The following is a 23,917-nucleotide window of genomic DNA, read 5'->3' on the forward strand; positions in this document are numbered from 1 at the left end:
AAAATTGAACACTTGTCCAACTTTTAAAGTTGAGTTAATTTGTCTCTGATTTGTATGTACTCATAGGTGCTAAAAAAGAATGGCTTATTTAAACCGCGAACAACGTCGTGAAATGATTTTACAAGCTGCGATGCAGGTCGCATTAAACGAAGGTTTTTCTGCAATGACAGTTCGTCGTATCGCCACTGAAGCCCAAACATCTACAGGACAAGTACACCACCACTTTGCTTCCAGCTCACATTTAAAAGCAGAAGCCTTTATCAAATTGATGCAACAACTAGACGAAATTGAAAATCAAGTCAACACAGCCAACGCTTTACAGCGCCTTTCCCTGTTACTCGGTTGCGAAAATATTGAGCAAATCCAACCTTATTTAAGATTATGGAATGAAGCTGAAGTCCTTATTGATCAAGATGAAGAAATAAAACGGGCCTATAATATTGCCATGCAAGACTGGCATCGTTCAATTGTACGGATGATCAATGAAGGTCAAGCATTAGGTGAATTTCATTTTGAGACCAATAGCGATGACATCGCATGGCGACTAATTGCATTTGTCTGTGGCCTAGAAGGGATTTACAAACTGGGGTTGATTGGCTTAAATGAAAACGATTTTAAACGCCACACCGAAGCCATTATTCAAGCAGAATTATTTAAGAAATCAAAATGAGTAAACAATGAAACGAGCACTCTTACAAACGGCAAGACTCGATTTATTTGTATTTAAAATGGATGATCTTGTTGATATCTACCCTTGTGTGACAGCAACATTAACCCGTTATATGGCTTGGGAACCTGCTCAAAACTTCGCAGCTCAAGAAAAAATTGGGCAACAATGGCTGATCGCCGAAACAAACCATACCGATCGCCATTTTGTATTACGTCGTAAACAAGATCAGCTGTTTATTGGTCTCATCGGTGTGCATCGAATGCATACAGCAACACCTGAACTGGGATTATGGATTCGGGAAGATTGCCACAATCAAGGCTTTGCCAAAGAAGCAATTTTAGAAGTATTCCGTTGGGCCTCTACTCACATATCCGCCCAATATTTCCTATACCCTGTTGCAGTGGATAATCAACCAAGTCGTAAACTGGCTGAAATGTTAGGTGGAACTATTGCTGCATACAAGACTGAAAGCAAATATGATGCAGTGATTTACCACATTCCACCCTATCAAATTAAGGTAAATTAAAACCAGCCTTTTCGACCTGTTAATATTTCATCTGCACAGCGGAGCGCTTCTTGGCTCAAGCCCCATAGACGATAGTCCCCTGTTGCCGAGGTAATATTAAAATTATGGGTATAAGCAAAACTGAGTTCACGATCAAAATCACACCATGCTCCTGAGCCATTAAAGCCAACATGTCCAAAGCCATGCGGTGCTCGTTTACCCATCGTTAAAATACGGTGATAACCCAAACGCCAATGCATTGGAATCGGCATCACGCGATCACGTGCTTTGCTTTGTACCGTACTGAGTTGCTTAAACACTTCTGGGCGAATCAGTTGTTGCCCCTGCCATTGCCCTTGATTGGCTAGCATTGCATAGACTTTTGCCAAACTATCGGCAGTAAATACACCATTAGCCGCAGGAATAACAGCTTGCAAACCTTCATCACTATAGAAGCTAAAGTGACGCATGCCTTTTGGAATCATGGCATCTTGGAAATCTTGTGGATTTTGCCCAGAGAACTCCAATAAGCGTTCTGATAAGGATGCTTTACGTGGTTGACTGTTTTTATTTTGTTGCGGTTTAGCTTGAGATGCCGTTTTCGGTTTTTCCAATAAACGTGCAACACGATTTAATTCTGATGTTGGCGTCCCAAAATACGCACCATCCAGTTCAAGCGGTTGTACCAGATAACGTTGCATCAGCCAACTTAAGGGTTGCTTGGCTGCTTTCTCAAGCACACCACCCAAAATCCAGCCATAGGTCAAAGGCTGATAGGCAAAACTTTGTCCAGCAGCAAAACGTGGTATCGCCGCGGCAATCACATCCAGCATATGCGACCAATCCAGCATTTCCGTTGCTGTTTCAATGGTATTTCGAATGTCAAATAAACCGCTTTGATGTGATAAAACATGACGTAAAGTAATATTGGCTTTACCATTTTGAGCGAACTCAGGCCAATAATGTGCAATCGGTTGCTCATAATCCAGCACACCTTCACTCACTAAAATATGTGCAAGTGTCGCTAGAATGCCTTTCCCCGTTGAATAACACATGGCTAAAGTATTGGATTGCCAATCTTCTTCTTGAGATTTCTTACCCGTATAAATATCAACAACTTTTTGACCTTGGAAATAAACCACCAATGCAGCGCCACCTTGCTGGGTTCGTGTATCTTGTAGACGGCTAAATTGGCTCGCCAAATCAATAAAGCGTTCATCAACACTGCCGTGATAATGATGTGTATCGGCAAATAAAAGTTCTTTAATCAAAGCTCAAATCCTTATGATATTTATACTTGTTAGCAGATCCCTGTTGCGAACAACAGGGAGCATTTACACGACATGATCGTAATTAAAGTGCTTTCACTGTACCCGCAACATGTGGCTTTTTAGATTTCACATTACGAATCAAGAAATCTGTTTGTTTTGGCTCGGCTGCAGTTAAAAACTCCACCGTAGAAGGTAAGAACATTGGTAGTTTGAACCAAACATCTGCCTCATAAGCCGCAGGTAATTCGATACTTGCCAAAGCTTTAGCTTTACTCCACATCCCATGTGCAATCGCTTGTTTAAAGCCAAACGCTTTTGCAGTCACAGCATGGATATGAATCAAGTTAAAGTCACCCGAAATCACGGCATAACGACGGCCGGTATTTTCAGAAATATTCCATTCTGCTTGTGGTTGGTAAGCAGGTTCTTTCACTTCTTTGGCTTTTTCAACTGCTTTTTTCTCAGTTTTTTGGCGTGATAAATAAGTGGTTAAACTTTCCATCACCACTTCACCACCGACTTTCGCAGTCGTGATGAAATCAAACTGTAAACCTTTGTCATGCGGTTTTAGCTCACCAAACTTGCACGATAAAGTAATTTGCTCATTCACACCAATTTTGCGAGTTTGTTTGATCTGATTACGAATATGCACCAAACCCAAGATCGGGAATGGAAATGCTTCACTGGTCATCATGTGCATTTGCAGACTTTGCGACAAAACTGCCAAATAGATTGCTGGCACGAAACCATCATTTTTAAAACCACAAATCTCGTTATAGCTTTCTAAATGTTTGCTATCAATCTTAAGTGTATCCACCACATACTCAACTTGTGGCAGAACCTTTTCACCTTTTGGTTTTTTGAAAATGAGACCTTGAATGACTTTTGGATAAGCTAAATAAGGTTTTGGCAACTGACTAAAATGACGTGTATTCATAATAAACCTTTCAATATTTTTATAAAAAAGGGATGCACAAGCACCCCTCTTCAAAACCCTAATGCTTAGGCACCTAACAAGCTTTGACCGCAGACGCGAACAACGTTACCTGTTACACCTGTTGAACCAGTAGACGCATACCAAGCAATTGCTTCAGCCACATCTACAGGTAAGCCACCTTGGTTCATCGAGTTCATACGACGACCTGCTTCACGAATTGCGAACGGAATCGCGGCAGTCATTTGTGTTTCGATAAAACCTGGTGCAACCGCATTGATGGTAATACCATTCTTTAATGTCGGCGCAGTAAATTTAACCAAACCAATTACACCTGCTTTCGACACAGCATAGTTAGTTTGACCAAGGTTACCTGCGATACCACTAATTGATGATACACAAACGATACGACCATTTGCATTTAAACCATCATGAGATAGTAAGTAATCGTTAACACGCTCAATTGCAGACAAGTTAATATTGATTACAAGATCCCAAAGCTCAGGCTTCATATTTGCCAAAGTTTTGTCACGGGTAATTCCAGCGTTATGAACAATAACGTCTACGCCGCCTTGTTTTGCAGCAGCAGTTTTAATTTTCTCACCCGCATCAGCAGCAGTGATGTCGATTGCCAATACTGAACCACCTATTGAACCCGCAACACGCTCAAGATCAGCTTGTTGTTGTGGAACGTCTAAACAAATGACATGTGCACCATCACGCGCCAATACATGCGCAATCGCTTCACCAATACCACGGCTCGCACCAGTGACTAATGCTGTTTTACCCGCAAGTGGTTTCGCCCAATCTAAATCAACCACATCTGCTTTAGACACACGGATCACTTGACCAGATACATAAGCAGAACGTGGTGAAATCAAGAAACGTAAAGTTGATTCAAGGTTTGCTTCTGCGCCTTGGTCGACATAGACCACTTGTGCAGTAATACCCTTTTTGAATTCTTTACCAACAGATTTGATAAAACCTTCAAGCGCACGTTGTGCAATCGCTTGTTTTACTGTTTTTGCAGTCTCAGGTGTAGTACCAATCACGATCACACGACCTGAACTTGAGATTTGACGTGCGATTGGATTGAAGAAGTCGTATAACGCTTTTAATTGTTCTGAATCTTGAATGCCAGACGCATCAAATACAACCGCTTTAAATTTAGATTCTTTGTCATCTGCATTAAGAGGACGAAGATTTAAACCTACTTTTGCAGCAGTTTGTTGTAATTCGACATTATTGCCCACATAGCTATCTGCATGAATGTTGCTAAGAACTTGAGCAATCGCAGCAGAAACCGTGCTTGATGGTGCTGCGCCAAGCAATACTGCACCATTTACAACTGGTTGAGCACTTTCAAAACGATCTAGCGCAACTGGCGATGGTAAACCTAGATTTTTTACGACAAACTTACCTAGAGGTGATTGTGTAAATGCTTGGTACTGATCGGTCATGGTTATTATCTCTCATACAAATGAATTTGTTACAAACACATGAATCATGTTGGGATATGGCATGAAATCAATGTCTGATTGACTCATAACAAATCATACTTGAGTTCATGTCTAGATGTCTTGACCTGAATGTGGTCTCAAGCGTCATTCTAGTCAATACAGCAGTATTTGAAATATGGTATGTTTGTAGCAAGAATATCGCAATTATGCTTGGAAAAGCCTTATGAGCAAAACAACTCAAGAAAATCCAGCAGTCGAGACTTCCGCTCAAGAGACTGTGTCAAATACATCAAAAGCAGCTTCAACTTCGCGTAAAACTGCAAGCACAACTCCGAAAGCGACAACGACGACACCTAAAACAACGCGTGCTCGCTCTACAACACGTAGTGCGGGGACTACAAAAAGCACTGCTGCATCATCTACTACGACGAAAGCAGCTACAGCTAAAACAACCAAACCTTCTGTTCAACAGGATAAAACCATGAGCCAAAACACTGTGCGCCGTGTTGCCATTATCGGCGGTAACCGTATTCCTTTCGCTCGCTCTAACGGCGCTTATTTCACAGCTTCTAACATCGACATGTTTACAGCTGCGTTAAACGGTTTGGTTGAGCGCTTCAACCTACAAGGTCAACGCCTAGGTGAAGTGGTTGCTGGTGCAGTATTAAAGCACAGCCGTGATTTCAACATGACTCGTGAGTGTGTTTTAAATACTCAACTTGCACCAGAAACGCCTGCATATGACATTCAACAAGCATGTGGTACAGGTTTACAAGCAGCATTTCTTGTAGCAAACAAAATTGCTTTAGGTCAAATCGAAGTGGGTATCGCAGGTGGTGTGGATACCACTTCTGATGCACCAATCGCTTTCGGTGATGGCTTACGTAAAGCATTATTAGAGCTTAACATTGCTAAAACTGGTAAAGACCGTTTAAAAGCTCTAGCAAAAATTAATGTTAAAGATCTTATGGATGCACCTAAAAATGGTGAGCCACGTACGGGTTTATCTATGGGTGACCACCAAGCAATCACTGCACTTGAGTGGGGTATTCCACGTGAAGAACAAGACATTCTTGCTGCTTCTTCTCACCAAAAAATGGCAAAAGCATATGAAGAAGGTTTCTTCGATGACTTAATTACACCATTCTTGGGTTTAAATCGTGACAACAACTTACGTGCTGACTCGACTGCTGAGAAATTAGCAAAATTAAAACCAGTCTTTGGTAAAGGCGAAGCTGCAACCATGACAGCGGGTAACTCGACTCCACTGACTGATGGTGCTTCATGTGTACTTTTAGCGTCTGAAGAATGGGCGAAAGCAAATGGTCACGAAGTACTTGCTTACTTAACTTTCTCTGAAACTGCCGCAGTTGATTTCGTTGGTAAGAAAGAAGGTTTATTGATGGCGCCTGCTTATGCAGTTCCGCGTATGCTTGAGCGTGCTGGCCTTAAACTTCAAGATTTCGACTACTATGAAATCCACGAAGCATTTGCATCACAAGTTCTTTCTACCTTGAAAGCTTGGGAAGATGAAAAATTCTGTAAAGAGCGTTTAGGTTTAGATGCACCTTTAGGTTCAATTGATCGTAGCAAGCTCAACATCAAAGGTTCTTCTTTAGCTGCGGGTCACCCATTCGCTGCTACAGGTGGTCGTATCATCGCGACTGCTGCGAAAATCTTAAATGAAAAAGGTTCAGGTCGTATTCTTGTTTCGATCTGTGCTGCTGGTGGTCAAGGTGTAACGGCGATTATTGAAAAATAATCTCCGACCTGATCAAAAAAAGGGATTAAGTCTTTAGATTTATTCCCTTTTTTACATTTAAAACCACAAAAAAACCACCCATCTGAATTTAAACTTTCATTACTATCTCGCCCGCTTAAACTTCACATAATAGTCGTTTAACACTTTAATCGCTTGCTTCAACTCTTTTAAATTTTCTTCTGTATTTCCTAATCGCTCAACAAAGCGTTGTGAATGAATTTCCAAATCGATCTTTTCATTAATTTGCGGTGCAATCCGAAATAGCTTTTCTAAATCATCAAATCGATCTAATTTTCGATTAGAAAAATATTCCAAACGAATGCTCAAGCTATTTAACACCACACCATTTAGAATCGTGCCCTGCTCTGCATCAAATGCTAAAGCATGTTCTTTTAAAAATAACTGCTCAGGTGTCTCTTTAGAACTTTTGAATAGGCTGCTCAGCTGGCTTAACATCGATCAATCACTTCACTCTACTTTTCACTGGTATTAAACCGCTAAAACGACCAATCAAGCAACATTCACATCACAACCACCTATAAAAAAAGCATCTTCTACAAGATGCTTTCTCAACATTTATTTTCCATACTGCGTTTTTAAATATTCAACAATCTTGGCAGATTCAAACATTTTTACGCCAGTATTCGGATCAACCAAATACGGAACCTGAATATCTCTCCCCATCACTTCTACAACCTTTTCGCGTTTGCCATTAGGCAATGGAATATATTTTCCAGGTTTTAAACGCAAAGCTGCTGGTCCCATGTCCTGCCAACGTTCTTTTGAGACATTATGCAAAATATAAGGCAGTTCTAATTCAGTCAAAACTTCACGTACCAAACGAGTATAAGGACTGGCCTCGAAGCTCCACAGCTCCAATAATTCAGCTGGTGCTGGACGATCAACAATCTGCTGGTTAATCCATACACCACGCGCTGCATTAGCAACTGTTGCTAAAGTAGAGACATAAGGCAGTTTTGGGTAATGACTAAATTTCTTCGGTGTCTTCCCACTGTTCCCATAATGTTTAAACAAGTGATGAATAATTTGTTGTGACTCATATAATTGGTCACCTGTATTTTCATCAATCAAGAATGGAAATTGGCGTTTCCCACCTTTTGCTTTGACGATTTGGCGGTACTTTTGACCACCTTTAGGACATGGATAAATTTCTACATCCAAATTCAACAAGGTGATGACTTCGCGGACACGACGACAAAATGGAGAACCTTCGAATTCATAGAGCTTAAGTGCTTTTGCAGGTTGATTTGGAAATGGTGTACCAGAGACACCTCTCCCACCTTCAATCACACTTGCCACCACAGATTGTAAAACCTTGAATTGATGGTTCACCATTTTCAACATAACGCTATCCTTTTAGCAATCGACTAGTTTTTCTTTTGCAATCACAATACCGTTATTATCTGCATAGAGATAATCACCAGAATTGATCGTCACACTGCCAAAATACAATGTGATATCAACTTCACCTATGCCTTTACGATTACTTTTTTGCGGGATTGCAGCCAATGCATGTACGCCTAAATCCAATTCTGCAATCGCATCGACATCACGTACGCAACCATAGATCACCACGCCATTCCAGTGATGCTTTACCGCAGACTCCGCAATCAAATCTCCCATCAATGCACAACGCATTGAAGCACCACCATCAACAACCAAGACTTTGCCAGTACCATCAGTTGCCAAAAGTTCTTTCACACGGGAGTTATCTTCAAAACACTTTACAGTAACCACTTGCCCACCAAAGGTCTTACGCGCACCATAACTTTTAAAGAATTTACCATCGAGTGAGGGTATTACCACTTGTAGGTCTTTTTCAGGATTATCATCTAACAAATCACACGTTACGAAAGGGATCGTTGTCACTGAAATTCTCCATTATTTGCTTTGTTGTATGCTTAAATTGTCATAGAGTTTGAATGCAGCTGTCTGCGTTTGTGCCGCAAGCAACATAGTATGCGCCAATTGCTCAGCCATTACAGGTTTAAGTTTAAACGGTCTGGTCCATGTCTTTTCAACGAGCTTAAAAATCGTTTGAGCCATATCTTCCAAGACCCGCACTTCACTTCGTTTACCAATTAATAGTGACGGCTGGAAGATCGATAGCTTATAAATTGACAAGCTTTTGAGGTAGTTTTCCAACTCACCTTTTACTTTATTATAGAAAACTGGTGAATTAGCATTCGCTCCCAACGCACTGACCATTAATAAATGAATATTTTTATCCTGAACTAAATCAGCAAAATGGGCATTAATTTCATAGTCAATCGCGTAAAATGCTTCTTTCGATCCTGCTTGTTTTATGGTGCTTCCCAAGCAGCTGAATGCATGCGTATAAGCACTAACATCCTCATCATTGAGTAATAAGAAATCTTCTAAAACAAGCTGATTAACTTTACTGTAAGTTTTTAATGTATCTGATTTTTTTCTGACAACAACGGTAATCGCATTGAAGTCATCCGAATGTTGTAACTCATCAATGAGTGCTTGACCAACCAAACCTGTAGCACCAATGACGATTGCCTTTTTATCACCTATTTTCATTTTTATTTATTCCAATCAATATCTAAGGCTAATGTAACGTTTTCTTGCACAGTTTTCACCTGTTAAATGTACTTAAAAGTATCACAAGACTTGACTTCGCGGCTCAGTTTCCTCAAAATATGGCACTTGTTTACGGGCTGGTGAATGTTGCTAATGTTTTATTGGTTTTAACTTCAGCCCGCCCAGACCAACTTATTTTCAAGGAGTGCACGAGTGGCAAACTCTGCTCAAGCTAAAAAACGTGCTCGTCAAAACGTTAAAGCACGTAAACACAACGCAAGCTTACGTTCTATGGTTCGTACTTACATCAAACGTACTGTAAATGCGATCGCTGCTGGTGATTATGCTGTTGCTACAGAAGCTTATAAAACAGCTGTACCTGTAATCGACCGTATGGCTGATAAAGGCATCATCCACAAAAATAAAGCTGCTCGTCATAAGAGCCGCTTGAACGCTCAAGTTAAAGCATTAGCTAACTAATTTGATGCACATAAAAAAGCCCGAATTTTTCGGGCTTTTTTATTGCCATTAATTTTTCACATAAGGCTGTAAGCCCGTTCCCGCCTCTGTCACGATCTTGAGCAGCTTTTGGCATAATATATAACTCTCCTCCAACAAACCCAAATCGCTCGCTCGAGCATTGCTCTGCATCAACAAAGCCTTATGCTGTTGATAGCGTTCTTGCAAATACAACTGATCTTGGCTTAATGCAATCATCATCAACTCAAAGCGAAAATCCAAATCGATTTTAATATCTACTGGCATATCACCGTAAGCCCATGCCTGTAATACTTCTAACCGACCTTGCCCTAGATTTGAAAAAATAAAATTGATATAAGCATCTAAGTTAGTAAAGAAATCCTGAATATCTGTTTGTGTATCCCAGCGCCCCATCAACGCAAAACTCGGTTCTACATTATTTTTTTGCCCCGTATTTTTATGCACATCTATTGAACGTAGACGAAAAATCAGGCGTTCAGGCAACTGCTCTTGCAATTGATCAGGAATAAAACGATCCGTAAAATCCATCGCAAAAGACAGCATTGGACTGACTGTTAATTTCCTAAGCACCATTTTCAACTGATAGAAAATACCAAGCTGCTTTTGGGTCAGTAAAAAGCATCGATATCCTGCATCCAACGCCAATTCAGGCCGTCCAATATTGCCCCAATTTGAAATAAAATCATGTGCAACATTAAATACATCCAACTTTAAATGCTGGGCATAACTTTGCTGCTCAAACCATTGACTAATCAATTGTTCCGCTTCAGGCATGCTTTGTGGTATTTGAAAATGATTTAATTGCTTTTTAGGCTCAGAAATTGGTTCAGTCACTTTGATTTTTAAAGGTTCTAACAAATATGGCTGCAACATATTTGAAACCGCATTTTCAGGGGATTGTAACTCACCCACTCCCCACACATTATAATTTGACTCATAGAAGCCAATTCCTGTTTCATGCGCGGCCTCATAAAAGACCCGATAGACCGCATCATTTTGTGCTTCATTTGCTAGAACATCTACTTGCACACTGGCACATAACCCTTGAGCGAACTTAGTCTTAATCCCTTGCACCCATTGTTGCGTCTGTTCAGAAAAATAAGATTGGTATTGCGGATCACAAATCTTGTTGCTAAATAAGTTCAACCATGCTTGCAAAGTTCTACCATGACTAGAGATATGGCGATATTGTTGATGCAGTTCAAAAGCAACTTGATGTGAATCATCTTCCGAAGGGACTTTACCTGTAAAAACCTCAGGCTCCCATAAGTAAATCGTGTTTAATAACATCTTTTTATCCAATTATGCGTCAAGTTTCTCTTTTTATAAGCCTATCATGACGAAAATTTCTACATTTTAAAAGTGCACTTTTATTATTTTTTTCAACTTTCTAAGAAAATACTCTGCATAAAAAAATATGAAGTCCCGAAGGACTTCATATCATCAACTTATGACGTTGAGATAAAATACCCAAATCATTAAGGACTAGATTGTAAAAGCTTAGTCGCCAATACCAGATTCTTTGCAGACAAACCAGCAAGAACGAGGCTGTTATTTACGACTGGAATCGTCCATTTTTGATTGGCACCACTGGTACAACGATAGCGAATTAGACGTGCACGATTATTGGTTAAGTAGCCACCCTCCAAATCGAAGCACTGATTCGATTGCTTAATCGCCAGCGCAGTTGTATCAAGCTCCCACACTTGACTACTTGCACTGCTACAAGGTGTGAGATTGATAACATTACCAGCTGTAGTCGTTAAACACTGATCTATATATTGCTTATTATGGATTTTACCCAATGCATCATAAATCCATTTCTCAGAGTCATCACCGACACAGCCTGTTGATCCACTAATAAATGCATTTAAATCACCATTCGCCAACTTCTCAGCTTTTAAACAATTGGTTCTGTTTAATAAACTGGTGCTTGATGCAAAATTCAAATCACCTTTGAGTTCTAACTTTTCAACAAAAGCATGGAATGCAGTTAATGCATCGGAATTTAAATTGGTCAAATCCGAACGATATACATTGATCCAGCGATTGAGTCGATAAAGCTTAATTTGCTGCTGGGTATAACGTACCATCTCATTCTGAGCATCAGGTGATAGTTGATCTTTAAAGGTTCTATATGAATCAAATAGTAACTTTGCATCCGTCGAAAGATTTACAACTGGCTTGTTTTTATTCTCGACTAAGGCCTGCTCTAATTGAGGCAACTCAATCGCTCTAAGAGCTGAGTATTCTGCTTCTTTACCAATTTCAACTGCAGGTGCTAGAGCCACTGTACTCACAGGAATAGATGTACTTGAAAGTAGCACAGCTGCTTGATTGGCCTTTTTACAATACAAATTCACTTGCTGCGGTGCTTCACTTTGCGCAAGGTTGACATGGAATTTATTGGCGTTGCTATTCGAGTTCATTCGTTGTGGTGCTAAAGCAATATTTTGACTCGTACTGGCAAACTGCACATTCAGCCAACAACTTGCTGTTACTGAATTTGGATTGGCTTGTGGTAGATCAAATACATTACCCCAATTCCCTTTTGCAGCAGGATAAACCAAGCCAACCTGCGCCTCTGGATCATATCCCCCCAAAATCGTATAGACTGGCACACCAAACATTTTTGGTTTCAAGTAATTACCATCAGCACGGTTATACCAAACATTACTTGAGTTTGGTGTTTTAGGCTGAGCAACCTCCATCATCCGAGTTGTGGCATTCCATTTTTTATAACCCGTTGGAGAAGTTGCATCCCAAACATAACGATCAAATGCAGGCTGAATTTTTAAATAGGTACTATAGCCGGTGTAATGAGTATATTTAGAAATGCTACTTGCCGTCGCACCACCAGACATCGCATCCCAACCATAGGCATATTTATTCAGAAAATTCGGTACACCATTTGCACCATCACCTAAATTAGTGGTAGTCCAATTGAGATTACCGCGCATTTTATTTCTAAACGCAATATAGCCCCAGCCACTATCAGCATGATGCGCTGCCCAGAACATATTATCCCCGACAGAACCAGGATAATGCCCCAATCCATAATGATGACCAATTTCATGACTAAACTCATTACCTACAGAGTCAATCAAGGTCAGCATACCATTCCCGCCACTGAGGCCATGAGTTGCCTCACCGTTGCTGTATTTGCCGCGTGCATAATGGGCCACCACACTTTGCGTAATTTGTGGCTGTTCTTGGCTCGCCATTGAAGCACTGGTGACACCCCAATTGGCTAAATTAATCCCCACACCAAAAGTCGATTTAGCCGTGTTTTCACGCATATCACCACTATAAACATCACCCGTGGTTGCACTTGCCGAGTCGTAGATCACACCACTTGCGACCATGACTTTATTCAGCTTTAAATCCTCATATTTGGTCACGATCATACGTGCAGCAGGAATGGTCTGAAAATAATCTGTCCCCGCTTTGGCAGGTTCAAGCAACATATAGTGGCCTGTTGACTTCGGAGGGTCCGTTAATAAGCCCAAACGGATATTTTGCACTACCAATTCACCTGGTGCAGCCAAATCAATATTGTCGGAAGTTAAATCACCGCTACGATTATTCAGTGGATCAACCACGCGGAGATGTAAACCGGCACGAATTTCATTCCATTTTAAGGCAACCGTCCATGCTCTTTTAGAGTAACTCACAGGCGGACGCCCATCAGTATTGGATTGATCAGAAGCTGCAATTCTTGACGGCTCTTTCAATTTAACCGTTCTGAGTAGTTGATTGCCTTGATAAATTTCGACTTGTAGCTTCTGTAAATCACCCATTTCTGCCAATGGTGTCACCAACAACAAGGCATCTTTTTCTGTGGTTAGACGCGGCATTGAGTCTTTTTCATTATTCTTAGGATTGACCACATGACTTTGTGCAAATTGCAACATCGCAGCAAAACTGCCATTTAGATCATTACGCAGTAGACGTGGCAGTCCAAGCTTATCGTAATCATAAAAACCAAGCACCGATTCATCTATTATATTTTTACGAGGTTCTGGATACTTTTCTACCACAGGTGGAATGGACGGTGTTTCTGTATTTCCGCCTCCACCTTGGCTCGGTGTTTCTGGTGTCGTGTTATCCGAACCATTATTACCATTGTTCGGTGTTTCAGGTTTTGTATTTTCTGAACCATTATTGCCAGTATTAGGCAGTTCTGGTGTAACACCACCTGAACCAGTATTACCGCCATTTGGCGTTTCAGGTGTTGTCGTTCCTGAACTGTTATTACCATTATTCGGTGTTTCAGGTGTTGTCGTTCCCGAACCATTATTGCCAGTATTCGGAACTTCTGGTGTGACACCACCTGTACCAGTATTACCGCCATTTGGTAGTTCTGGCACAGTAGTTCCTGAGCCATTATTTGGTGTCTCAGGCGTCCCATCACCCGGTAACTCATTGGTTCCATCACCTGGCGTAGGATTGGTATTCCCTCCAGTACCATGATCATTTTTTGGCGGCTCGGTATTATTTGTTGCATTTGAATGATCTGCACCACCACCGCAAGCGACGAGCATGGCCGATAACAAACAAACCGTTAAATGTTTAAGTTGTAATTGCATCACACTTCCCCAAGAAAAACTTGATAAATTATCGTTAATGACAAATTAAGTTAATTAGTTAAAGTTAATATAAATCATGTATTTATATATACTATCAACTTAAATAGCAGGAAGGGAAATTAATTTATCGTAAAAACAAGAAATACTGGATTTATTACACTTTTAATCTAATTCAATTTTATTTACATTTCCAAATTGAACATAACCCCACCAACAGCACTACACTTCCCTCACTCAAACTACCTATTTCAGGCATATAGAATTCATTTAAATTTAAGTTTTGAGCAACAATCAATCTACAAAAACTGGAGAGCCAAATGAATAAGAATGGGAAGGTTATCATCGCAGTCGCACTTTTTTCATGCAGTAGTCTCAGTTTTGCTGCAAGCTGCACAAATACGATCGAGAACAATACGGTCAGTGCTCTCACTGTTCCCGCAGGTGCAAATTGCACACTCAACAATTCGTCAATTGAAGGCGATGTAAATATCGGGAAAGGTGGCAGTTTGATTTTAAATAGCTCGTCTATCCAAGGCAGCATTCAAGCTAACCAAGCAAAAGCAATCAAATTAATTAACTCAAGTGTCAGTGGTGATATACATATTGCACAAGCTGCGACAATATTAAGTTTAGATAAGTCAATAATTTCAGGGAATATTCACTGTTCAGCTTCAACCAAGTTGCAAGCAAACCTCAGCAATATCGAAGGACAAAAAATTGGAAAATGTGGTTAATCAGACTTTAATTCAATCATGTTGATATTTGAATCCAAATGATCGGTTTGGATTCACATCAACAGCAGTCTAATGCTCTTGATTAGTGAGTTATTATCCGATTTGATTTTAATATTTCAAAGCAACATTTTTATTATCAATTAGAACTAGCGATTCAAAAACTGCTTTATTTCTAACGCTTGCCGCTCACCACGCCAAATCCATTTTAATTGACTTTCCGCAAAGTCCTCACCCTCAAACCATACAAACAAACCCTCCATCATGTCTGGCCAATCCGTTTGTTCAATTTGATTTTTACCAGAAATCACCGCAACAATGGCAGCAAGAATCGTGTCATGACTTACAGCCAAGCTTAAACCATTCTGTTGTGTAGGATGGGTATGATAAAGCAATTCCAATACATCAAATACGCCTGTAATGGGATGTTTCATCCCAGGTAAAGCATTATTGACAAAACTATTAATAAAACCTAAAGCACCTTGTTTACGAAAATAAGGTGCAGCCTGCTGTATATCCAACACGAAGCTACCCGGTTCAACCAACAAACGCTGCTCAACAATTTCAATTTGATGGGTATTAACGACTTTACGTGTTTCATCAGCGCCTTCAATCATCAAAGCAGCAGTATCCACACAGCGCTGAATCGGGCTGGAAATACAATGTTGAATCGCCCGATCCGTATTTTGAATTAAATATTGCCCCCAAGCATAAGCCAAATCCCGACCTTGTTCAGTCAACTGTAGATCATAGCCTGCCAAACCTTGCCCATTCACCAATTCACGTAAAGAGTGGCGTGTAAACAAAGTCACAGGCGTTGAAGCATCTGGCAGTAAATCAATTGCTTCAAACATACTTTTAGGCAATAAATGCAGAGTCATATTCACATACAGGCTTTAATTTAACTCACTATAGCATGAGCCAGATAACACTCAATCTAAAATGCCAGAACGACTGAGCGCATCGTATGCAATATTTTTGCAATGCTGATCACGATAAGCGATAAAGCCACCATTCAACACAGTCTCGCGTTGATTATATAGAAATGGTTTTTGATCCAAGGTCATCAAGCCACCACCAATACTTTCTAACAAGGCTTGGCCTGAGCTGGTGTCCCATTCTGATGTTGGATGGAACCGAGGATAAATGTCAATTTCACCTTCAAGCATCATACAAAACTTATAAGCACTGCCTGCTTCACGACGCTCTACCTTACGATTTTGTAAGATTGGCTCGATAAAGTTTTTATATTTTGGATTTTTACTGTTATGGCTCAAACCGATTTGTAAAGGAGCCACCATATCATGCTCTTCAAGCTGATATTGGAACCACTCTTGTCGACTAAAACTATATTTATACGGTAATTGCGAGGTATGTCCGATGTACATCACCTGCTCGCATGGCACAGCAATAATCGCAAATATGGTCTGGTGACCGTCAATCAAACTCAGATTAATCGTGAACTCGTCACGCTCATGAATAAACTCTTTAGTCCCATCCAGAGGATCTAGCATCCAACAGCGCTGCCATGCCGCTCGAGCAGAGTAATCACTCTCTTCTGATAGCACAGGTAATTCAGGCGTCACTGTCGCTAAGTGCTTTAATAAAAAGTGATTTACCTTTAAATCAGCCTGCGTTACAGGCGAATCATCGCTTTTTTCCTGAATATTAAACTCGCAACCAGCACAATAACTTTGGTATTCTTCCAACAATATTTGACTTGCCTGCGCCATGATCGGAACAAGTTGTGAAATTAACTGATCTTGTGGAGCAAGCGTTTTAATAAACATAGACCAACCTTATGTCATATTCAGATTTACAGCAGCAACCAATCGCCATGTTTGACATGGATGGCACCTTACTCGATTTAGCCTTTGATGATTTTATTTGGAATCATTGTTTGCCTGAACGACACGCTCAAGTACATCAATGTACGCTGGAGCAAAGCCAACAAACACTGTTTCAATTCTACCAACAACACAAGCATACACTATCTTGGTATTCTTCGGCGTACTGGACGGCTAAAGTTGGAGTTGATGTATTACAACTGCAATACGAGCATCGCGAAAAAATTCGTGCTCGCGTCGGCTGCCATCAACTCCTGCAGCAACTCAATGCCCAAGGTTATCGCTGTTGGTTACTGACCAATGCAGATCGTGCAGGCTTACAACTCAAACTTGAAAATGTAGAACTAAGCCCCTACTTTGAACTTATGATCAGTAGCGAAGAACTCGGGCATGCCAAAGAAGAAGTTGCTTTTTGGCAAAAGCTACAACAATTGCACCCATTTGATCCCGCACAAGCAGTATTTATTGACGATACAGTTGCCGTGCTCAAAGGTGCAGAAGACTTTGGTATCTGCCAGTTATTCAGTATTCTACAGCCGTCTAGTAGCAAAGCTGCGAAAGCCGCAACTGAGCTGCCATACCCTGCACTTGATCATTTAACCGAACTTTTTGATTATCTTGAAACCAACCAACAGGTAACAGATGCCAAAACAGCATGAAGCAGAAAGCATGGATGCCATGCGCATTGATAAATGGCTTTGGGCGGCTCGTTTTTTTAAAACACGCTCAATTGCCAAAGCTGCGATTGAAGGTGGCAAAGTCCATCACAACAATGATCGCGTTAAAGTTTCTAGAGATGTGCGTGTTGGAATGGAACTCACCATTCAACAGGGTCTCGATAAAAAAACTGTGGTTGTGAAAGCACTTTCCGCCATCCGCGGTGGTGCACCAATGGCGCAACTGCTTTATGAAGAAACAGCAGAAAGTATTACCCGCAGAGAGTTGCATGCCTCACAACGAAAATTGCATAATCTAGCCCGACCTGATCATCGACCAAGTAAAAAAGATCGTCGTGATATCAATCGTTTTAAACAAGAAAATGTAGAATCCTGGTCTTATCATGATGAATAGATGGGATGAATATTTTCTATTTTTGGATGCGTCATCTCGTGTCGCATAGACACAGATCAGATGTAGAATAAACAACTAGAATCTGCCACTATACTCAAGTCCCAACAAGTTGAGATTCAATACATCCACTTGGGTTAGTCGTTAAGAAATAAAGTTTTGAGGTTTTGAGATGGATGATAATAAAAGTAAAGCGCTACAAGCTGCCTTAGGTCAGATTGAAAAGCAATTTGGTAAAAATACCGTGATGCGCTTAGGTGATAACACTGTATTAGCAGTTGAAGCTGTTTCTACGGGTTCTTTAACACTCGATATCGCATTAGGGATTGGCGGATTACCTAAGGGTCGTATTGTTGAAATTTACGGTCCTGAATCTTCAGGTAAAACCACCATGACATTGCAAGCAATTGCACAATGTCAAAAGAATGGCGGTACATGTGCATTTATCGATGCAGAACATGCCTTAGACCCTGAATATGCACGTAAACTCGGTGTAGATATTGATAACCTATTGGTTTCACAGCCCGACCACGGTGAACAGGCATTAGAAATTGCTGACATGTTGGTTCGTTCAGGTGCAATTGATCTCATCGTTGTCGACTCCGTTGCTGCATTAACGCCTAAAGCTGAAATTGAAGGCGAAATGGGTGATTCACACATGGGCTTACAAGCGCGTTTGATGAGTCAGGCACTGCGTAAAATCACAGGTAATGCAAAACGTTCGAACTGTATGGTGATCTTCATTAACCAAATCCGTATGAAGATTGGTGTCATGTTTGGTAGCCCAGAAACAACGACTGGTGGTAATGCGCTTAAATTCTACGCTTCAGTTCGTTTAGATATTCGTCGTATCGGTGCAGTAAAAGAAGGCGATGAAATTACAGGTAACGAAACACGCGTTAAAGTTGTTAAAAACAAGATGGCACCTCCGTTCAAAGAAGCGGTCTTCCAGATCATGTATGGTCGAGGTACCAACCAGTTGGGCGAACTCGTTGACTTAGCCGTTCAACAAGATATCGTTCAAAAAGCAGGTGCTTGGTATTCATACCAAGGTAACAAAATTGGGCAGGGTAAAAATAATGTGATTCGTCATTTTGAAGAGAATCCATTGATGGCTCAAGAAATTGAAAAAATCATTCGTGAACAGCTTCTCACCAAGAATAAAAACGAAGCAGCTCAAAATGAGATCGAAGAAGAACCAGATTTACTAGAAATCTAAACTGAAACGCCCTTCGGGGCGTTTTTTAATGAGGAAGGCATGTTTAATTCAGATCAAACCGAGAAACCTAAAACGCTCACTGGGCAACGATTACGCTCCTATGCTTTTGCCCTGCTCACGCGTCGTGATTATTCAAAAGCTGAATTAATCAGCAAACTAAATCTCTATGCAATCAATCCAGATGAAGTGGCCAACCTTGTCGAAGAATTAGCACAACAGAACTATCAAAGTGATCAACGTGTCGCTGAGCTGACGCTCGCCAGCCAAATTAGAAAAGGTAAAGGCTTACAACGAATCAAACAGGCATTAAAAGCAAAACAACTGGATGCAGAGCTGATTACTGAGGAACTTCAAGAAGTAGACTGGGTTGATCAAGCCTATCAGCTTAAGGTCAAAAAATTTGGAGAAGAAGTCGCAACTGACCCTAAAATCAAAGCGAAACAAGTTCGATTTTTGCAATATCGTGGTTTTGATATGGGGGTAATTATGAAAGCGATTGCTCGAACGAGCGAAGAGGAATAAATGGTGGCAGCCCTACCAGCATGACTTCGGCACATCATAGTTCTACTACCGTTGCTACCTTCCGGTCCTGGCGGGGTTCGTAGAGTACAATTGCGAAGCTACCAGCAGGGCTACCATTGCCTGACAAAGTATAGAGATTTTTATCCGAGTTGCAAGCCTTGTCTCTGTTTTTCAGCGAGTTTTCAACTCAACTGCCTAATTCCTCATCAATCTCTATATATTTGTTATCTATTTATTTTAATTGTGTTTAAACATTAAACAACAACCAACCAATTTCCTTCAAAAGTGCTTGAAGATTGTAAATGCTTATTGCATTTAAATGAGTTGCTGTTTTAATGGCTTAATCAAAAATCTATATCTGGTGTGTTGCAAGTAAAAGGTGAAGACTTGTTCGACCACAGCTTTATATTTCAACTTATGGATGAATTTTTATGCTAAAAAAGCATTCCGTACTTTTTATTGCCCTGCTCAGCAGTGCACATTTATATGCCAATGTTCCTATTGAATCGCGCTCTTTAAGCCAACAACAGGCCAATAATGTTGTTGCAGGTTCTCCAAGCTTGAACTGGGAAATCATGCAAAAGAACCAAAAACTTGAAGAAGAAATTCGTAAGTTACGTGGTCAACTTGAAGAACATGACAATGCGATAGAGCAATTAAAGAAAGAGCTCACCAATCGCTATACTGATCTTGATCAACGCTTAGAACTGCTTTCGCAAAAAATTGATCCACCAGAAGATAACCCTGAAGCTCAAGATGGAGCTACGGCAGGCGCGGCCACAGATACGGCTGCACCTGTTATTGCACCGACAGCACCCGCAGCACAGCAACAGACACCACCTGTGAAACCACAAGCACCAGCCGCCGAGCAACCACCACAGCCCAATACAGCAACAACCAGCAATACCACCAATCAAATCGAGTTAGAAAAAGCAGCCTATACTGTTGCACTTGATGCCTATAAACAAGGTGGTGCAAAAAAAGCCATTCAACCAATGCAAAACTTCATTAAAAACCATCCGAATGGTATTTATGTTGGTAATGCATATTTTTGGTTAGCTGAATTTTACTTAGCCGTTGAGCCTGTAGACTATAAGGCTGCCAAACAGAACTATAATATTGTAGCAACACGCTATCCAAATTCTGCTAAAGCGTCTCGTGCGGTTTATCAGTTATATAGTATTGCCAAAGAAGTAGACAAAAACACTGCTTTAGCAAATCAATATAAAAGCAAGCTGCTCAGCCAATACCCACAATCTGAAGAAGCTAAATTTATTCAGAAAAAATAGTTTATCGCCTCCAATAAAAAAGCCAGTTTGTTTAAACTGGCTTTTTTATGCTTAGAACAAACTTATTTGATCTTTGCTTGTGATTTCAAGTATTCAGTATAGTCTTCCAAGACCTGCTGACCACGGAACTGTTGATAAAGCTTATTCAACTCTTGTAACTGTTCTGCTGGTAAAGTGCTTGCTACGCTACTATTCACATTTGAAACAGCAACGATCACTAATTCATTTGGCAACTTGGCAGTCGTTGCAGACCATAAACCATCTTTGCTTGGTGCAGGAATGCTGAATGCTGCACGTTCAATAGGACGTTTTAAACCTTGTGAACGAGCGAATGTGCCTGCATTTTCAAAAGTGACTTGAGATTTAGCAACCACCTGAGCCGCTGGCTGAGTTTTAAAGTCAGCAAGGATTGCTGCAATTTTCGCTTGAGCAGCTTTGTATGCTTTTGCTTCAATGACTTTCGCTTTGACATCAGCAGTTGCCTCGTTTAAAGGTTTTACACCTGCTGCATGGTAATTACGTACTTTGATCCAAATCGTATCACCATTCGCCATTTGAATATTTGAAGATGCATTACGATCACCGTTTTTCACATCATCATTGAACAATTTTGCTTTAACACTCAAATCACTTAAATATGGATTATCGGTTGTTAAGGTCACAGCATTAGCAGATTCAATACGTGCACCTTTTACTTCTTGCGCAACAACATCAAGTGAATCACCACCAACAACCATTTCGTTTAAATTATTCACTGTATCACTGAATAAATTCGCAGCTTTCGATTTTTCAACCTCAGCCGTTAAACGTGCTTTTTCAGCCTCAAAGGAAGGAATATTGGCAACTGGTGCATTGGCTTCAATGATGTGATAACCATATTGTGTTTTAACAGGTTTAGAAATCTGGCCATTTTTCAATGCAGTAACCGCATTATCAAAGTCAGCTGAGAATACCCCAGGTGCATAAGCTTCAACTAAACCGCCATTCGCTTTAGAGCTTGGGTCTTCAGAGTACTGAGCCGCTGCTTGAGCAAATGACTCACCTGCTTGAATTTTAGCGTAAACTTCATTGGCAAGTTTCTGAGCAGCCGCGTCATCACGCGCATCTGTGGTAATTAAGATATGCTTAACTTCACGCTTTACATCTTTTTGTTGCTTGTCCACAAATGCAGTATAAGCTTGCTGTAAATCAGCTTCAGTTACCGCAAGGTTTGCTTTCGGCAATAATGCTGGTGTAAGCACAACATAATCAACATCAACACTGGCAACTTGCTTAAACTCGTTTTTATGCTTGTTGTAATAGTCAGCAATTTCTTGATTCGATACTGTCACACCTTTTTTATAATCATCTAACTTAATACTTGCCAAATGCAAAGTACGTTGTTCCGTTTGCAAATTAGCTAACTGCTGTACATCAGACTTGCTCACCAATGCATAATCCATCAATGATGTTGAAATCATTTTAAGAGCATGGTCTTGACGCAAGCTAGCAATCAACGCCTGATTCGTCATTCCCACAGAACGTAAATAGTTTTCATATAATTTTTGTGAAAACTGTCCATTTTCTTGGAAGCTTGGCTGCTGAGCTAACATTTGCTCAAGCTGTACATCACTTAAAGTCATACCTAACTTTTCAGCTTGCTGTTGCAACAAACTGCGTGCAACAAGTGCATCCAATGCTTTTTCTTGAATGACAGGTAAATTTAAAAGAGACTCATCACCTTTGACCAATGACAAATACTGGTCTTTATAGTTCTTGGTTGCACTTTCTAATTCTTTATTAGAAATATCTTGACCGTTTACCGATTTCGCAACGTCTGCTTTATTGCTACCACTAAAATATCCTTCAATCCCTACAAGTGCTAAAGGGGTCAAAAACAAAACGAGCAGGACTTTACCCAACCAACCCTTAATGAGAGTACGAAACGATTCCATAAGAATTCCAATATTTTATTTCGGGGCAATTTTAACTGAAAAACAAAGACGAATGAATGCAGAATAAAGATCAAATTAACTTTTTCATTCAATAAATAAAAAACGCACCCTGAATGGTGCGTTTATTGATTTAAAAAGATTACGCAACCGAATCTTTTAAACCCTTACCAGCTTTGAAGCTAGGTACTTTACTTGCTTTGATTTGAAGTTCTTCACCAGTCTTAGGGTTACGACCAGTACGAGCAGCACGTTCTTTCACGCTGAAAGTACCGAAACCAACTAAAGTAACCGTGTCACCTTTTTTAAGTGCTTCAGTGATTGATGCAATTGTCGCATCGAGTGCCTTACCAGCATCCGATTTAGACACTCCCCCTTTTTCAGCAATCGCATCAATTAATTCTGATTTATTCATGATAAAAAATATCCTCTTAATATCGTTTGTTAAGATCCAAGGCTATAGTTTAAAAGGCCATGACGCCTTTATAGCAATGCTTTGGGGGAGAACGCAATACTAGAAAGACCTTTTAATTAAAATAAATACTGAAAAACGACATAAACGGACCAGTTACCTGCATTTTTTTTACTTTTTATTCAATTTAGCCTTCAATTGGTTATTTTCTTCAATCAATGCATCCACTTTGATATGCAACTGCACAAGAAGCTGTTCGATATGCTGAAGATCCTTCGGCGTCACCAAGCCAATACGATTCAAAGAGTGATTTACGCCCGTATCTAAAATCTTTTCAACTTTGTCTTTGGTATCTGTTACAGACTCTTTGGCTTTCTCTGTGACCTTGCCAACCGTATTGTCTGCGAAATCGACTGTTTTCGACTCAAGCTCTTCACCGACCTTGACCAGTGAGTCAAACAATTTATTTCCTTCTTCTTCAGCACGTGAAAAAGCACCCAAACCAGCAAGCCAAATTTGTTGTGTATATTTTTTGAAATCCAGTGCAGATTTTTTAGAACTCTTTGATTTTGGCTTAGTTTTTACTTCAGCTTCTTCGTTAGGATTTTCTATGTTTGAGTTATCCATTGACCATTACT

General features: G+C 40.3%; 24 protein-coding genes and 1 other RNA gene. 10 read left to right on the forward strand and 15 right to left on the reverse strand.

Going from position 1 to position 23,917, the window contains the following annotated elements:
* Positions 1-79 precede the first annotated feature (79 nt).
* Positions 80-670, forward strand: a complete 591-nt coding sequence (locus MN869_RS07875; RefSeq protein WP_033134082.1) for a TetR family transcriptional regulator — start codon at positions 80-82, stop codon at positions 668-670.
* A 7-nt stretch (positions 671-677) separates the two neighbouring features.
* Positions 678-1,196 carry a GNAT family N-acetyltransferase gene (locus tag MN869_RS07880; RefSeq protein ID WP_033134083.1) on the forward strand — a complete coding sequence of 173 codons (519 nt, stop codon included), beginning with the start codon at positions 678-680 and terminating at the stop codon, positions 1,194-1,196.
* Here MN869_RS07880 and MN869_RS07885 read toward each other — a convergent pair.
* The 3 genes from MN869_RS07885 to MN869_RS07895 form a co-directional block, all read right to left on the reverse strand.
* Positions 1,193-2,446 (reverse strand): serine hydrolase domain-containing protein, encoded by a 1,254-nt coding sequence (locus MN869_RS07885; protein ID WP_033134084.1) that lies wholly within the window; start codon positions 2,444-2,446, stop codon positions 1,193-1,195. The two genes, MN869_RS07880 and MN869_RS07885, sit on opposite strands and share 4 nt — an antisense overlap.
* A gap of 82 nt (positions 2,447-2,528) precedes the next feature.
* Positions 2,529-3,383, reverse strand: a complete 855-nt coding sequence (locus MN869_RS07890) for a MaoC/PaaZ C-terminal domain-containing protein (protein ID WP_033134085.1) — start codon at positions 3,381-3,383, stop codon at positions 2,529-2,531.
* A gap of 65 nt (positions 3,384-3,448) precedes the next feature.
* A complete protein-coding gene (locus MN869_RS07895) occupies positions 3,449-4,840 on the reverse strand; it encodes a 3-oxoacyl-ACP reductase (protein ID WP_005189566.1) in 1,392 nt (463 codons plus the stop codon).
* A 223-nt stretch (positions 4,841-5,063) separates the two neighbouring features.
* Between MN869_RS07895 and MN869_RS07900 the strand changes: the two genes are divergently transcribed.
* Positions 5,064-6,602, forward strand: a complete 1,539-nt coding sequence (locus MN869_RS07900) for an acetyl-CoA C-acetyltransferase (protein ID WP_033134086.1) — start codon at positions 5,064-5,066, stop codon at positions 6,600-6,602.
* A gap of 102 nt (positions 6,603-6,704) precedes the next feature.
* Here the strand turns inward: MN869_RS07900 and MN869_RS07905 are convergent, their stop codons facing one another.
* From MN869_RS07905 to MN869_RS07920, 4 genes are all read right to left on the reverse strand, one after another.
* Positions 6,705-7,058, reverse strand: coding sequence for a hypothetical protein (locus MN869_RS07905; RefSeq protein WP_005316333.1), 354 nt, complete (start codon positions 7,056-7,058; stop codon positions 6,705-6,707).
* Between the two features lie 120 nt (positions 7,059-7,178).
* Entirely contained in the window at positions 7,179-7,967 is a 789-nt protein-coding gene (locus MN869_RS07910; protein WP_005316336.1) for a glutathione S-transferase N-terminal domain-containing protein, read from the reverse strand.
* A gap of 12 nt (positions 7,968-7,979) precedes the next feature.
* A complete protein-coding gene (gene rraA, locus MN869_RS07915) occupies positions 7,980-8,492 on the reverse strand; it encodes a ribonuclease E activity regulator RraA (protein ID WP_005189586.1) in 513 nt (170 codons plus the stop codon).
* Positions 8,493-8,504: 12 nt separating this feature from the next.
* The gene (locus MN869_RS07920; protein WP_033134087.1) at positions 8,505-9,170 is read right to left on the reverse strand and encodes an NAD(P)H-binding protein; all 666 of its coding nucleotides are present in this window, start codon (positions 9,168-9,170) and stop codon (positions 8,505-8,507) included.
* A 213-nt stretch (positions 9,171-9,383) separates the two neighbouring features.
* Between MN869_RS07920 and rpsT the strand changes: the two genes are divergently transcribed.
* Positions 9,384-9,650 carry a 30S ribosomal protein S20 gene (gene rpsT, locus MN869_RS07925; protein WP_004807943.1) on the forward strand — a complete coding sequence of 89 codons (267 nt, stop codon included), beginning with the start codon at positions 9,384-9,386 and terminating at the stop codon, positions 9,648-9,650.
* A 48-nt stretch (positions 9,651-9,698) separates the two neighbouring features.
* Here the strand turns inward: rpsT and MN869_RS07930 are convergent, their stop codons facing one another.
* On the reverse strand, positions 9,699-10,961 hold the full coding sequence (locus MN869_RS07930; protein ID WP_033134088.1) for a hypothetical protein: 1,263 nt from the start codon (positions 10,959-10,961) through the stop codon (positions 9,699-9,701).
* Positions 10,962-11,149: 188 nt separating this feature from the next.
* On the reverse strand, positions 11,150-14,260 hold the full coding sequence (locus tag MN869_RS07935) for a M66 family metalloprotease (RefSeq protein WP_033134089.1): 3,111 nt from the start codon (positions 14,258-14,260) through the stop codon (positions 11,150-11,152).
* Between the two features lie 317 nt (positions 14,261-14,577).
* Between MN869_RS07935 and MN869_RS07940 the strand changes: the two genes are divergently transcribed.
* Positions 14,578-14,994: a hypothetical protein gene (locus tag MN869_RS07940; RefSeq protein WP_241345345.1), complete on the forward strand. Its 417-nt coding sequence runs from the start codon at positions 14,578-14,580 to the stop codon at positions 14,992-14,994.
* Between the two features lie 146 nt (positions 14,995-15,140).
* On the opposite strand, the gene MN869_RS07945 is transcribed toward MN869_RS07940, so the two are convergent.
* Together MN869_RS07945 and MN869_RS07950 are read right to left on the reverse strand one after the other, a co-directional pair.
* Complete coding sequence (locus MN869_RS07945; RefSeq protein WP_005202872.1) at positions 15,141-15,872, reverse strand: phosphoglycerate mutase family protein; 732 nt, start codon at positions 15,870-15,872, stop codon at positions 15,141-15,143.
* 51 nt (positions 15,873-15,923) lie between these two features.
* Entirely contained in the window at positions 15,924-16,781 is an 858-nt protein-coding gene (locus tag MN869_RS07950; protein WP_033134091.1) for a 3'(2'),5'-bisphosphate nucleotidase CysQ, read from the reverse strand.
* Positions 16,782-16,792: 11 nt separating this feature from the next.
* Here MN869_RS07950 and MN869_RS07955 point away from each other — a divergent pair, with 11 nt between their 5' ends.
* From MN869_RS07955 to MN869_RS07970, 4 genes are all read left to right on the forward strand, one after another.
* The gene (locus tag MN869_RS07955) at positions 16,793-17,497 is read left to right on the forward strand and encodes an HAD-IA family hydrolase (RefSeq protein ID WP_033134092.1); all 705 of its coding nucleotides are present in this window, start codon (positions 16,793-16,795) and stop codon (positions 17,495-17,497) included.
* On the forward strand, positions 17,481-17,909 hold the full coding sequence (locus tag MN869_RS07960) for a S4 domain-containing protein (protein WP_004807958.1): 429 nt from the start codon (positions 17,481-17,483) through the stop codon (positions 17,907-17,909). Before MN869_RS07955 ends, MN869_RS07960 begins: the two co-directional genes overlap by 17 nt.
* A gap of 169 nt (positions 17,910-18,078) precedes the next feature.
* The gene (recA, locus tag MN869_RS07965; protein WP_004807961.1) at positions 18,079-19,125 is read left to right on the forward strand and encodes a recombinase RecA; all 1,047 of its coding nucleotides are present in this window, start codon (positions 18,079-18,081) and stop codon (positions 19,123-19,125) included.
* A gap of 39 nt (positions 19,126-19,164) precedes the next feature.
* Positions 19,165-19,647, forward strand: coding sequence for a regulatory protein RecX (locus tag MN869_RS07970; RefSeq protein WP_005202859.1), 483 nt, complete (start codon positions 19,165-19,167; stop codon positions 19,645-19,647).
* Positions 19,648-19,657: 10 nt separating this feature from the next.
* On the opposite strand, the gene ffs is transcribed toward MN869_RS07970, so the two are convergent.
* Positions 19,658-19,754, reverse strand: an RNA gene (gene ffs / locus MN869_RS07975) — signal recognition particle sRNA small type.
* Positions 19,755-20,078: 324 nt separating this feature from the next.
* Between ffs and MN869_RS07980 the strand changes: the two genes are divergently transcribed.
* A complete protein-coding gene (locus MN869_RS07980; RefSeq protein WP_004807964.1) occupies positions 20,079-20,936 on the forward strand; it encodes a YbgF trimerization domain-containing protein in 858 nt (285 codons plus the stop codon).
* Between the two features lie 62 nt (positions 20,937-20,998).
* Here MN869_RS07980 and MN869_RS07985 read toward each other — a convergent pair whose 3' ends face one another.
* The 3 genes from MN869_RS07985 to MN869_RS07995 form a co-directional block, all read right to left on the reverse strand.
* Positions 20,999-22,870 (reverse strand): SurA N-terminal domain-containing protein, encoded by a 1,872-nt coding sequence (locus MN869_RS07985; protein WP_033134093.1) that lies wholly within the window; start codon positions 22,868-22,870, stop codon positions 20,999-21,001.
* Between the two features lie 139 nt (positions 22,871-23,009).
* Positions 23,010-23,282, reverse strand: coding sequence for an HU family DNA-binding protein (locus tag MN869_RS07990; protein WP_004639426.1), 273 nt, complete (start codon positions 23,280-23,282; stop codon positions 23,010-23,012).
* 168 nt (positions 23,283-23,450) lie between these two features.
* The gene (locus MN869_RS07995) at positions 23,451-23,906 is read right to left on the reverse strand and encodes a phasin family protein (protein ID WP_004807968.1); all 456 of its coding nucleotides are present in this window, start codon (positions 23,904-23,906) and stop codon (positions 23,451-23,453) included.
* Positions 23,907-23,917 lie beyond the last annotated feature (11 nt).

This window comes from Acinetobacter sp. NIPH1876 (assembly GCF_022808535.1).
GTDB lineage: Bacteria > Pseudomonadota > Gammaproteobacteria > Pseudomonadales > Moraxellaceae > Acinetobacter > Acinetobacter higginsii.